Source organism: Pseudomonas sp. C6002 (genome assembly GCF_013385805.1).
In the GTDB taxonomy this organism is placed as follows: domain Bacteria; phylum Pseudomonadota; class Gammaproteobacteria; order Pseudomonadales; family Pseudomonadaceae; genus Aquipseudomonas.
Window position 1 is genome coordinate 155,473 of sequence record NZ_JACAPH010000035.1, and the last position, 11,086, is coordinate 166,558.

An 11,086-nucleotide genomic window follows, 5' to 3' on the forward strand; every position below is an offset into this window, starting at 1 on the left:
CAAGCCCGCTCCCACATTTAACCGTTTGTCTTCTATATAGCTCCACAACACTGAATTTCTTGCTATAAACGCACTCCGATGACCATTCGCCGAGCCCGTCCTGGTGCCTTTGCGGGTTATCTTGGAAAAAATGCCTGTCATTTCAGTTGCTGAGCCCTCAAGTCGGCCTTAGACTGCCGCCCCTCGTAAATTGAGTGCCGGGTGGCGCTTGAAATGGACGGCGCCTTTCCGAGACCTGCAGAGGTCGGCCGGAACGCTCCCTTATTCGCCTTAATGCACGTATTTTTTATAGAGAAATCAATGACAAAGGAAAAGTTGCTGGCCATGCCGGCGGATGACTACATGAATGCCGAGCAGCACGCTTTTTTCGAGAAGTTGTTGCAGGACATGAAAGTGGAACACCACGAGCGCATCGAGCAGAACCGCATCGCCATTGAAAGCCTGGACACCCCGGCAGACCCGGCCGACGCTGCTTCTGTCGAAGAAGAGCGCACCTGGCTGGTGAACGCCATCGACCGCGACCAGCGCATGCTGCCGCAACTTGAGCAGGCCCTGGGCCGTATCAAGGAAGACTCCTTCGGCTGGTGCGATGACAGCGGCGAGCCTATCGGCCTCAAGCGCCTGCTGATCAGCCCGACCACCAAGTACTGCATCGAAGCGCAAGAGCGCCACGAGCAAATCGACAAGCACCAGCGTCAAGCCTGATGCGGTGAACTGCTGGAGCCGGGTTACCCGGTTCCCAGCAGAAAACAGCCGTTTCCCCCCGTTTATTGATCTGCTGCAAGCCCCCCACTAAAGGCCCATGGATAATGGCCACATAGTGGCGTCTAATGCAGTCACAATAACGACAAGCAGCGGGGTAACGAACATGGCTGGAGACGGATCTCTCATGGGCGCAGCAGTGTCACCACCCGTGGTGGCGCGACAGTTGCCCGGCTGGTTGACGCCGCTCCTGCAAAGTACCGCCCTGGTGCTGTTGCTGTTGGGCCTGGCGTTCGCCCAACTCTCGATTTACCTGTGCCTGCCGGTGGCCCTGCTGCTGATCTGGCTGCCCCGCCTGAAACATCGCACCCACAATGCCGCACCGGCCGAAGCCACCGATGCAATCGGCGAGCTGACCCGCGACCTGTCCTACACCACCAGCCATAACGCGCTGTCTGCTGCCGGCGTGGCCTATGCGGTCAAGCAACTGGCGGCCAGGCTGCAATCTCAATTGGGCGCGGCGAAGCAGATCGTCAGCAGTGCCGAAGTGATGATCGGCACCGAGCAGGTCACCTCGCAACTGAGCCGCCAGGCCCTCGGCGCGGCCAGCCAGGCCCATCAGCGCAGTACCGAAGGGCGTGAGGTGCTGGCGCAGTCCATCACCCGCATGCACCAGCTCAGCCAGCGCGCCAACGACAGCCGCCAATTGATCGAGGCCTTGAGCCAGCGCAGCGAAGAAATCCAGCGCGTCACCCTGGTGATCCAGTCGATCGCCAGCCAGACCAACCTGCTGGCCTTGAACGCGGCGATTGAAGCCGCGCGGGCCGGTGAGCATGGTCGCGGGTTTGCGGTGGTCGCCGACGAGGTGCGTGGCCTGGCAGGGCGAACCGCCACGGCGACCGATGAAGTCGGGGTGATGGTGGCGGATATCCAGCAGCGTACCGGCCAGGTGGTGGAGCAGATCCGGCAATTGTCGGCGGATTTGCAATCCGGTGTAGAGCAGGTGGAGCACGCCGGCGAGCAACTGGACAGCATCGCCAGCCTGGCGGCGGATGTCGAAGGCCAGGTCAATGAAATCGCCCAGGGCACCGACACCAACCGCGCCCAACTCGACAGCCTGTTCCATGCGGTGGAGCAGATGCGCAGCGATTTGACCGTCAGCGACCAGCAGACCCAACAGTTGGCTGCCGCCGCCGTACAAATGGAAGGCCAGGCCGAAACCATCAGTGAACGCCTCGCCGAGGTCGGCCTGGATGACTACCACCAGCGCATCTATGACCTGGCACGCGAAGGCGCGAGCCGCATTGCCGCGCAGTTTGAAGCCGACGTCCTGCAAAACCGCATCAGCCTCGATGACCTGTTCGACCGCAGCTACACCGCCATTCCCAACACGCGGCCAAGCAAGTACCACACGCGTTTTGACGGCTACACCGACCAGGTGCTGCCGGCCATCCAGGAGGCCCTGCTGCCCCGGCATGAGGGCCTGGTATTCGCCATCGCCTGCACGCCACAGGGTTATGTGCCAACCCACAACAAGGTGTTCTCCCAAGCGCTGACCGGCGATGCCCAAGTGGACGCGGTACAAAATCGTACCAAGCGCAAGTTTGAAGACCGCACGGGAATCCGCTGCGGCAGCCACCAGCAGGCGGTGTTGTTGCAGACCTACACTCGCGATACCGGGGAGTTGATGCACGATCTGTCGGTGCCGATCACGGTCAATGGCCGGCATTGGGGTGGCTTGCGCCTGGGCTACAGGCCTGAGGGCCGCTGACCCACGAGGGCGATTGTTGCAGGTAATGCAAGGGAGCTATTCCGGGGATAGCTTTTTCCAACTGGAAGAAAACCGTAGCATGGCGAACATTGTTAGCCAGCTAACTAATTTTCCGGAGGCGCTCCATGCAAACCAAAGTCGATGTGGCTGTGATGATTGGCAGTGGCGTACCGCCCACCCTGCGTGCGCTGGGGCAAAAGGCCTGTTGGGTAGTGTTGCTCAATGGCGAGCAGCGCGGCACGGCGTTCGCCAGTCGCGATGAGGCTGAAGAGTGCAGGGCTGCCTGGGAGGCGCTGTTGCACCTGGAGCAGTCAGACAGCCTGCATTGAAGGCTCAGGGTTGCTGGTGCAGGCGCTGGTTCAGTTCGTCGACCGCGATCGCCCAGACTGCGTCTTCACGCAGTTCATCCTTAAGGAATTGGGCTTGTTGCGGTGACCAGAAATCCGCGTCAATCAGCTTTACGTCATTGGGCAGGGTGTGTTTGCCGATAAAATCGTCAATCCCTTCGGGTGACGAATCTTCTCCAAGTTGTTCAAACAGGTCTTCGAGGGTGTAGGTCTGCGCTTCCATATCGTTCTCCATGCGGGCTGATCATCGTATGCATGGGAGGGTTGTTGCGGGACAGAGTTCGATCGGATTGTCGCGCCGGGTAATCAGGAGGTCAGCGCGCCGGAATCAACGGCGGCCTTAAGGGCTTTTGCGGCTTCCTTGGCAGCCGTGTTGGCAGCGTCTACGGTTTTGAACCAGCGGTCCTTTTCTACCTGGTGAGTCGTCACGGTGGTCGGGGGAGCCTTGGCCCGCATCACAATCACGGCCTGGAACTCACCGTCTACTTCCCTGGCTTCGCCATGGATGAAAAATTCGCCAATATCAAATTCCGTCACGTATAGCCTTCCCTTGGAGGTAATTGCGCTGATGAAACCTGAACCGCAAGGGCACAAATCTCAATGGACGGACCAGTATGGCAGTTGTTACGCGCTGGCGGCGCAGTAAAGTCAACCAGATGACGAAACGCCAGCCGCGCCTCAGCCGTGTGGCGCTTGCAGGATGGCTTCCAGCTGTCGGGCCAGTTCGCAGGCCTGGCTATGGCCGCTGCGAAAACCTTTGATCCGCCCACTGGGCACTTCAAGGATATGGAAAAAGTTTCTTCCGGCGGGGACTACCCGATAGAGCGCCGAATGCAGGCAACTGTCGTGGGTGTATAGGGAGTAGAATTGCCCGTCATCGATAAAAGATGAACCTGTGTTCGAAGGTGTGGCAATCGGTTGAGGTCGTTGCATAATCAGCTCCTGTCGATCGACATTGCGTACCCGCTTGCAGTATTTCGAGTGGTTTTGACCCGTGTTGCTGTTTTAGTATTGTCGTCAGTGTCCGGCGTCCGGTTCCATCCAAAGCATTAGTTTCTGTGTTGGATGTCGGAAACTGCATTTTTTAAAGGGTTATTGTCTGAAGTGGGTCGGCCAGTATTCTCTGGTCGTTAAACCTGTGATTTCCTGCAACGCCTGGCGACCTGCGTAAGGTGCGTCGGGCACGCCTGTACTAGTCTCATGGCCTGGCAGCGTGATCTTCTTCAGTTTTTATCAGTGGATTTGTTGTGTGATCGTGCCGTTTCCGGCCGTTTTTTTGTGCTGCCCGCTTGGGCGGACAGCACCCTTTTGATGTGGGGGCGTTTCCTTGGCAGTCAGTAATCTGGATATGCACGCGTTATTCGTGCTGGGTGATTTGCGCGCAAAGTTGGTCAAGCAGTTTCAATCCCGTTTCGTCTACGTCACTGAGCAGACACCTGAAGGTATCTACATCGCCGAGATCGATACCGAAGCGGCATTGGTGGTGGACGACAAGCCGCGCCTGGAACTCAAGGTCGGTGATCATTTCCGGGCCGCTGTATTGCCCAGCCGCGAAGGCGGCAAGTTCGAACTGAAGTTTCGCGATATCAAGTTGACGGTGTATGGCCTAGGCGATTACGCCTTTGTGTCCTCGGCCGAAGGCCAGGGCATCGTGTTCAAGGAAGGCCACAGCGTGATGCTGGTGTTTGCCGCCAATGAGCAATTGGTAGAAGGCCTGACCAAGACCCTGAAGGCCGTCACCGGCAAGGCCGCCAAATGGCGCAAGGGTGAACTCGTGACCTTCAAGGCCAGCGAGTAATGAGCCAGGGTAGGGCGCAGTTCCACGAGCAGCACCTGCTCGATGCCCAAGCCACGGCGGCTCAATTGTTTGCCCGCAAGGCCGAGTTGCAGGGCGCCTGGTTGAGCTGGGTCGCCGGCCAACTGTATGAACTCAAGCCCGCCGAATTCGCCAGCATGGTGCGCCGCGAGTTGCAGCGGCTGAACAATCCTGCGTAAAAACCGGCAGCCTGCCATGTTCCTCGGAACCTCTACTACAGTTGAGTTGACTTAAGTATTCAGAGGCTTCGCGGTGTTACAGCAAAGCCATTCGCGATTGCTGTAAGGCATGAGGTGCAAAGCATGAAAGGAATTCGAGCACTGTTGGCAGCCTCACTGACGACCCTGAGTCTGTCGGTGGCGTCGCTGCCGGTATCAGCGGCCCAGGCGCCGATTCATTTTGCCGACCTGAACTGGGAAAGCGGCAGCCTGATCACCGAGGTGCTGCGGGTGATTGTCGAAAAGGGCTATGACTTGCCCACCGACACCTTGCCCGGCACCACCATCACCCTGGAAACCGCCCTGGCGAAAAACGACATCCAGGTGATCGGCGAAGAGTGGGCCGGCCGCAGCCCGGTGTGGGTCAAGGCCGAGGCCGAAGGCAAAGTGGTGGGCCTTGGGGATATCGTCAAGGGCGCCACTGAAGGCTGGTGGGTGCCGGAGTACGTGGTCAAGGGCGACCCGGCCAAAGGCATCAAGCCCCTCGCGCCGGACCTGCGCAGCGTGAAGGATCTGGCGCGCTACAAGGACGTGTTCAAGGACCCGGAAGCACCGAGCAAGGGCCGTTTCCTCAACAGCCCGATTGGCTGGACCTCGGAAGTGGTCAACAAGCAAAAGCTCAAGGCCTATGGGCTTGACGACAGCTATGTGAATTTCCGCAGTGGTTCGGGTGCTGCGCTGGATGCCGAGATTGCTTCCTCGATCCGTCGGGGCAAGCCGGTGCTGTTCTATTACTGGTCGCCTACACCGTTGATGGGGCGCTACAAGCTGATCCAGCTGGAAGAGCCACCATTTGATGCCGAGGCGTGGAAAACGCTGACCGATGCAGACAATCCTGACCCGAAACCTACACGTTCCCTGGCCTCCAAGCTGAGCATCGGAGTGTCCACGCCGTTCCAGAAGGAGCATCCGCAGATCGCCGAGTTCTTTGCCAAGGTCGACTTTCCGATCGAGCCGCTGAACAAGGCGCTGGCCGAAATGAGCGAGAAGCACAGCCAGCCGCGAGAGGTCGCCCAGGCATTTCTCAAGGATCATCCGGAAGTCTGGAAGGCGTGGCTGACTGAGGATGTGGCGCAGAAGGTCGAAGCCAGCCTGAAGTAACACCGATATAACAGCCCGATTGCGATCAAAAATGTGGGAGCGGGCTTGCTCGCGAAAGCGGTTTTTCAGCCAACATTTGTATTGACTGACTCACCGCTTTCGCGAGCAAGCCCGCTCCCACACTGACCTCATTCTTGCCTTGAAACTTGCTGCGCTTTAGAACTTCGTCTGCACCGCCAGCTCAAACGTCCTCGGCGACCCCAGATAATACGCCGGCGACACATGGGCAAACTCGGCATACACCTCATTGGTCAGGTTACGCACCCGGCCCGTCACGGAGGTGTGTTGATCCACCTTGTAAGTCAAAAACGTCCCGAGCAACGTATAGGCCGGCACCGTCAGCGTGTTGGCGTTATCGGCGTACACCGACGCCACATACCGCGCATCCACACCTCCTTGCCAATCCTCCGCAAAGTCATAGGTCAGCCACAGATTACCCACCTGCCTGGGCACATTGGTCGGCGTATTGCCCTTGCGCGACACCACGGCACCGCTGGCGGTTTTCTCGTTGAAGTCCTCGTATTCGGCATCGACCCAGGCGTAGTTGCCCTCCAGCAATAGCTTGGGCGTGACCCGCAACGAACTGGCCAGCTCGATACCCTTGGACGTCTGCGCGCCCACCGGAATGCTATTGGTCGGGTCCAGCGGGTCGGTGACGGCGAAGTCCTTGCGCTCGATCCGGTAGGCGGCCACCGTGGCGGAGCCGCGACCGTCCATGTAATCGAACTTGCTGCCCACTTCCCATTGCTTGCCGGTGGACACATCGAACACCTGGGTGGTGCTGCTCGGCTGTTCGGCAGCGGTGCTGTATTGCACGTAGACATTGGCTTGCGGGATGAACTGATACGTCAGGCCAATCCGCCCGGTCACCGGCTCCCAACTGCGTTTGACATGCCGCGGATTGCTGGCGGTGATATCCCGGTGGTTGGTGACTTCCAGGTCAATCGCGTCGTAGCGCAGGCCGGTGAGCAACGACAGCTTGTCGGTCAGGCCCAGGCGGTTCTCGAGGAACAATGCCTTGGTGGTGACGGCGTTGGTCTTGTCCGGATCGAAACCGGGCTTGGTGCCCGGGATGTCATAGAAATGCCCGGGATCATAGTTGTTCGGGTCCACCGTACTGTTGCCTGCCACATTCAACGGATTGTTGGTGGTGCTGTTGACCCTGTACTCGAAGCCGCCCGACCACGTGGTGCTCAAGCCGAAGAACGTGTCGTCATGGCGCAGCTCGAACTGGTTGCCGTTCTGCTCACCCTGGTGCCGTACCTGATAGGCCGTCGAGCGATTCACTGCGCTGTTATCAGCGTTGTACTGGTAGGTTTCCAGGTTGCGATAGTCGCGCTGGCTGTCGAGGTGATAGAGGGTATTTTTCAGCGTGGTGCTGTCATTGATCCGGTAGTCGATGATCGAGCGCACCCAGATCGTGCGTTGCTCATAACGACCGTCGGCCACGTTGTAGTTGTTGAAGCGGTTGTGTTTGTCGATCTTCAACTCGCCCGACTTCGGGTTGAGCACCGGTGTGCCCCAGTAGGGGCTGTCCTCGTGTTCGTCCTGATATTCCAGGGCCAGGGTGTGGGACAGGTTCGGGGTGAAATCACTCAGCAGGGAAAACGCCACGCTCCAGGCATCGCGCTGTTGGCGATCGATATAGGTGTGGTTGGTGTTGCGGCTTACGTCCAGGCGCGCGTAATGCTGGACCTCGGCGCCCGGCTCGGTCAGGGCGTGGTTCAGGCCGAAGGCCATTCCGGCAGTGTCGTAGCTGCCATAGGTGAGCTGACCTTCGGCGGCCTGTTCCTCACGGGTGGCCAGCTTGGTCACGTAGTTCAGCGAACCACCGACGGAGCCGGCGCCGTTGATCAGCGAGGAGGGCCCGCCCACCAGTTCGACCCGGTCATAAATCCACGCATCCACGGGGCGAGCCAGGCCGCCGGACACCGCGACGCCATTGAACATCTGGGTAATCTGGCTGCTGGTAAACCCTCGATAGGAAATGAAACCGCCAAACCCCGGCGGCGCGCTGGCGTTGACCCCGGGCAGGGTATTGGCCGCGTCCTGGAAGGTCTTGGCGCCTCGGCGCTCGATGTCATTGCGGTTGGCAATGCTGATGGACGCCGGGGTTTCCCGCACGCTCAGCCCCAGGCGCGAGGCCATGCCACTGGACTGATCCAGGGCCAGGCCGGCATCACCGGTTTGCTCGCCATCAATGGTGGTCGGTGCCAGCTCAATCGCCCAGGTGCTGACAGGCAGGCAGCCGAACAGGCCCGCCAAAAGGGGTAAATGTTTCATGGTTGAATCCTGAAAAACTTGGCTTGAAAACAACCCAGTGCTGTCCGCACTCCCGGGGGAGGCAGCCGCGTGGGCCAATCAGAAAAGCGCAGGTATCAGGCGAAGGCGGGCGGGGCGCGCGGATTAGCCGCAGGCCAGGTGAAGCGGGCAGGGATGTCGGCACTGGCAACGATGGCGGGCGGTGGCGCATGGGGTTGCGGAAGCACCGCCACGTTGAGGCTGGAGTTGAGCGCCGGGCCCATGCCGCCGGTGGAGCACAGCGGGCAACCGAAGGCTTTCGAGAGCGTGGGCAGGGATTCATCGGTGGACTTGTAAGGCGCCGGCGCCTGGGTGCGCGGGTCCACCGTACAGAACTGGCCGCCGATGCCGTTGAGCTGCATCCCGACCATTTGCCCGTGGCCGATGCTGCAGGCGAACACATTGAACAGGACGCAGCAGTAGAGCATCCAGGCAATGAGCGAGCGGTCGGTACGGGCGAGTTTCATGGGGCGGCACTTTACCATCAGCCGCCGACGAATTGCCTGCAAAAAATCTCAAGAAGGCTATCCTCTCTCGGACTTTTCCAAGGATATCCAGCCATGAGCTTTTTAGTCGCGCGATGGATCGTCGGGGTTTTTGGCTTTATCAGCCTGGTGCATTTGTACTGGGCGGCCGGCGGCAAATTGGGTGTGACGGCGGCTATTCCGCAGCTGCCGGGTGAATTCGCCAGCGGGCCGCGACCGGCGTTCAAGCCGTCGGCACTGGGAACGTTGCTGGTGGGTGTGGGGTTGGTGGCGATTGCGGTGTTGGTGTGTTTGCGGGCCGGGCTGTATTTCGAGCCGGTGTCCAACCATGCGTTGCAGTGGGGGATTAGTGCAGTAGCACTGGTGATGTTTGCCCGGGCGATTGGGGATTCAGAGCTGGTGGGTTTTTTCAAGAAGGTCGGCGGGTCGCGGTTTGCGCGGCTGGATACATTTTTTTACTCGCCGCTGTGTTTGGTGTTGGGGGCGGGGTTGTTGGTGGTGGCGTGGAGTTGAGGGGGAGTGTTTACCGCGAAAGAGTGAGTTTTACGCTGGGTAAACTCGAATGTTCGCCTGGCGACAGCTGGTCAGGGGGTGAGCAGGGTCAAGGATTCAGGAAGTATAGGTTGGACATGGAGTCAGTGATTTTTTGTGCTTTTCCTTGCGCTACATAATTATTGAATTCTAGTTTGAGAGTGTTCTGGTTGGTGTACTTTTTGTAACGGTGTGGTACTTCGCATGCGTAAATGTAAAGCCGCCACGGGTCGAAGCCGTCCACTCTTTCATTTGGGCCGTAGTCGAAATCAATACATACTCCGGAAAAATCGACTCTGCAGCCAATTCCGTGTAGTTCGTAGGAGATGTTGTCAGTGATCCTCCCGCGTTGCGGGATTTCTTTGCTGCGCCATAGCTGGAGTATGTTTTTTGTTCCGAATGTGCGCTCAAGTAAATCAGTCGCTCTTTTCACCTGATATAGATATTCGTGGATCAAATTCTCCAGGTTGTTCTTTTTCATCGTCTCGGCCTTTCTAACCTATCAAGTCCAACAGCATTCGAAGCGTTTATTACGTCATCTTTACTTTTGAGCGTTCCCTTATGGCTATTTAGGTTCTCTATCAATTTTATGGTGACTGGCGTATTTGTCCGTCTTGCCGCTGAGGCTCGGTGGTGCCCGTCGATAATATAGCGCTGCCCGTTCACCTCGACCACGTCGATAGGCTCATTTGTGTCGTAACCCTTGCTCCGCATGCTGAGGGAGATTTCGTCGACTCGCTTGGTTGATCTTTTCCCCTCGATACTATGCGTTCGATTCAAGCTTTCCGCATCAACTCCTCTAATAACTGGCGCCGAAGGTACACCTTCATCGGCTTTTACTTTTCTAGCAGGATCGTTATCAACGGCTTTCGGCTTACATCCATCGCCACCCGGGCAGGAGTTCAATCCAAGCGGGTCAACCCATCCCGTCGGGTTGGGCACATATTGGTAGCCGTTCAGCCCACCCGGCAGCTTCACGGGGTCGGGCGTCAGATAACGACCAATATCCGGATTATAGTAGCGATGTCGGTTGTAGTGCAGCCCGCTTTCCGGGTCGAAGTATTGGCCCTGGAAGCGCAGCGGGTTGGTGAGGGTGTTGACGTCCAGCTTCGCGATTTGGCCGTAGGCGCGGTAGTGCGCGGACCAGACAATTTCGCCGTCGGGTGCGGTGAGTTCTTGTGGGGTGCCGAGGTGGTCGAGTTGGTAGTGGAAGGGCTTTACGTCTTCCGGGCCGTAGCCTTTCAGCAGTGCTAACGGGCGGAAGCTGTTGGGTTCGTAGATATAGCTTTGGTGGTGATCAGTGCTGTGTTCGGCGATTAATGTTTCGCCTTGCCAGAAGAACTCGGTGGTCTGACCGTTGAGGGTTTTGGCGATACGCCGTCCAAACGGGTCGTAGCGATATGCGGCCCCGGTACCGTCCGGCTGGGTGACGCTGATCAGTCGGTGCTGGCTGTCGTAGCGGTATTCAGTGACCAGTTGCTGAGCCCGACCCCGGCGTTCGCGCAGGAGGTTGCCGAAAGCGTCGTAGTCGTAGTGACGGTCGCCTTGCATCAGCAGGCGGTTGCCTTTGACGACGCTGGACCCTACGCGGTCTTGCATCAGCAGGTTGCCCGCCGGATCGTGGACGAAGCGTTCCTGCCGGTCGTGCGAGTGGTTGGCGCGGGTCAGGCGGTCGAGCGGGTCGTAGTGGTAGTCGTGCTGGCCTTTGCGGGTGTCGAGGATGCGGGTCAGGTTGCCGCGTTTGTCGTAGTCGTATTGGCGGCGCTGGTGGCGTTGTTCCTGTTGAGTGATGGCGTGGGCGTGCAGGCGGCCCT

At 58.7% G+C, this 11,086-nt stretch carries 14 protein-coding genes; 7 read left to right on the plus strand and 7 right to left on the minus strand.

Annotated features, from left to right (window positions below):
- Window positions 1-300: 300 nt before the first annotated feature.
- The 3 genes from HX817_RS26500 to HX817_RS26510 all read left to right on the plus strand — a co-directional run bounded on the left by HX817_RS26500 (window position 301) and on the right by HX817_RS26510 (window position 2,802).
- A complete protein-coding gene (locus HX817_RS26500; protein WP_003214706.1) occupies window positions 301-705 on the plus strand; it encodes a TraR/DksA C4-type zinc finger protein in 405 nt (134 codons plus the stop codon).
- Between the two features lie 547 nt (window positions 706-1,252).
- A complete protein-coding gene (locus tag HX817_RS26505) occupies window positions 1,253-2,473 on the plus strand; it encodes a methyl-accepting chemotaxis protein (protein WP_371317784.1) in 1,221 nt (406 codons plus the stop codon).
- 125 nt (window positions 2,474-2,598) lie between these two features.
- A complete protein-coding gene (locus tag HX817_RS26510) occupies window positions 2,599-2,802 on the plus strand; it encodes a hypothetical protein (protein ID WP_003214710.1) in 204 nt (67 codons plus the stop codon).
- 4 nt (window positions 2,803-2,806) lie between these two features.
- Here HX817_RS26510 and HX817_RS26515 read toward each other — a convergent pair whose 3' ends face one another.
- The 3 genes from HX817_RS26515 to HX817_RS26525 all read right to left on the minus strand — a co-directional run bounded on the left by HX817_RS26515 (window position 2,807) and on the right by HX817_RS26525 (window position 3,753).
- Window positions 2,807-3,043: a DUF2789 domain-containing protein gene (locus tag HX817_RS26515; protein ID WP_003214711.1), complete on the minus strand. Its 237-nt coding sequence runs from the start codon at window positions 3,041-3,043 to the stop codon at window positions 2,807-2,809.
- An 83-nt stretch (window positions 3,044-3,126) separates the two neighbouring features.
- A complete protein-coding gene (locus tag HX817_RS26520; protein ID WP_087694068.1) occupies window positions 3,127-3,357 on the minus strand; it encodes a hypothetical protein in 231 nt (76 codons plus the stop codon).
- Between the two features lie 141 nt (window positions 3,358-3,498).
- Entirely contained in the window at window positions 3,499-3,753 is a 255-nt protein-coding gene (locus tag HX817_RS26525) for a hypothetical protein (RefSeq protein ID WP_083853233.1), read from the minus strand.
- Window positions 3,754-4,168: 415 nt separating this feature from the next.
- On the opposite strand from HX817_RS26525, the gene HX817_RS26530 reads away from it, so the two are divergent.
- From HX817_RS26530 to HX817_RS26540, 3 genes are all read left to right on the plus strand, one after another.
- Window positions 4,169-4,618: a hypothetical protein gene (locus HX817_RS26530; protein ID WP_003214715.1), complete on the plus strand. Its 450-nt coding sequence runs from the start codon at window positions 4,169-4,171 to the stop codon at window positions 4,616-4,618.
- A complete protein-coding gene (locus tag HX817_RS26535; protein ID WP_008437165.1) occupies window positions 4,618-4,815 on the plus strand; it encodes a hypothetical protein in 198 nt (65 codons plus the stop codon). Before HX817_RS26530 ends, HX817_RS26535 begins: the two co-directional genes overlap by 1 nt.
- A 123-nt stretch (window positions 4,816-4,938) precedes the next feature.
- Window positions 4,939-5,955: an ABC transporter substrate-binding protein gene (locus HX817_RS26540; protein ID WP_008437166.1), complete on the plus strand. Its 1,017-nt coding sequence runs from the start codon at window positions 4,939-4,941 to the stop codon at window positions 5,953-5,955.
- Between the two features lie 156 nt (window positions 5,956-6,111).
- Here HX817_RS26540 and HX817_RS26545 read toward each other — a convergent pair whose 3' ends face one another.
- Window positions 6,112-8,238 (minus strand): TonB-dependent siderophore receptor, encoded by a 2,127-nt coding sequence (locus HX817_RS26545; RefSeq protein ID WP_177041734.1) that lies wholly within the window; start codon window positions 8,236-8,238, stop codon window positions 6,112-6,114.
- Window positions 8,239-8,333: 95 nt separating this feature from the next.
- Entirely contained in the window at window positions 8,334-8,723 is a 390-nt protein-coding gene (locus HX817_RS26550) for a DUF2946 domain-containing protein (RefSeq protein WP_003214719.1), read from the minus strand.
- A 93-nt stretch (window positions 8,724-8,816) separates the two neighbouring features.
- On the opposite strand from HX817_RS26550, the gene HX817_RS26555 reads away from it, so the two are divergent.
- Window positions 8,817-9,254, plus strand: a complete 438-nt coding sequence (locus HX817_RS26555; protein ID WP_003214721.1) for a DUF3995 domain-containing protein — start codon at window positions 8,817-8,819, stop codon at window positions 9,252-9,254.
- Between the two features lie 88 nt (window positions 9,255-9,342).
- Here the strand turns inward: HX817_RS26555 and HX817_RS26560 are convergent, their stop codons facing one another.
- Entirely contained in the window at window positions 9,343-9,753 is a 411-nt protein-coding gene (locus HX817_RS26560) for a hypothetical protein (protein WP_177041735.1), read from the minus strand.
- On the minus strand, window positions 9,750-11,086 hold a 1,337-nt coding region (locus HX817_RS26565), incomplete at its 5' end, for an RHS repeat-associated core domain-containing protein (protein ID WP_177041737.1). The genes HX817_RS26565 and HX817_RS26560, both read right to left, overlap by 4 nt.

What these genes read in the sequence shown, in the direction of transcription:
- HX817_RS26500 (WP_003214706.1), top strand. Translation starts at nt 301, where the DNA reads ATGACAAAGGAAAAGTTGCTGGCCATGCCGGCGGATGACTACATGAAT.
- HX817_RS26505 (WP_371317784.1), top strand. Translation starts at nt 1,253, where the DNA reads ATGATCGGCACCGAGCAGGTCACCTCGCAACTGAGCCGCCAGGCCCTC.
- HX817_RS26510 (WP_003214710.1), top strand. Translation starts at nt 2,599, where the DNA reads ATGCAAACCAAAGTCGATGTGGCTGTGATGATTGGCAGTGGCGTACCG.
- HX817_RS26515 (WP_003214711.1), bottom strand. Translation starts at nt 3,043, where the DNA reads ATGGAAGCGCAGACCTACACCCTCGAAGACCTGTTTGAACAACTTGGA.
- HX817_RS26525 (WP_083853233.1), bottom strand. Translation starts at nt 3,753, where the DNA reads ATGCAACGACCTCAACCGATTGCCACACCTTCGAACACAGGTTCATCT.
- HX817_RS26530 (WP_003214715.1), top strand. Translation starts at nt 4,169, where the DNA reads ATGCACGCGTTATTCGTGCTGGGTGATTTGCGCGCAAAGTTGGTCAAG.
- HX817_RS26535 (WP_008437165.1), top strand. Translation starts at nt 4,618, where the DNA reads ATGAGCCAGGGTAGGGCGCAGTTCCACGAGCAGCACCTGCTCGATGCC.
- HX817_RS26540 (WP_008437166.1), top strand. Translation starts at nt 4,939, where the DNA reads ATGAAAGGAATTCGAGCACTGTTGGCAGCCTCACTGACGACCCTGAGT.
- HX817_RS26545 (WP_177041734.1), bottom strand. Translation starts at nt 8,238, where the DNA reads ATGAAACATTTACCCCTTTTGGCGGGCCTGTTCGGCTGCCTGCCTGTC.
- HX817_RS26550 (WP_003214719.1), bottom strand. Translation starts at nt 8,723, where the DNA reads ATGAAACTCGCCCGTACCGACCGCTCGCTCATTGCCTGGATGCTCTAC.
- HX817_RS26555 (WP_003214721.1), top strand. Translation starts at nt 8,817, where the DNA reads ATGAGCTTTTTAGTCGCGCGATGGATCGTCGGGGTTTTTGGCTTTATC.
- HX817_RS26560 (WP_177041735.1), bottom strand. Translation starts at nt 9,753, where the DNA reads ATGAAAAAGAACAACCTGGAGAATTTGATCCACGAATATCTATATCAG.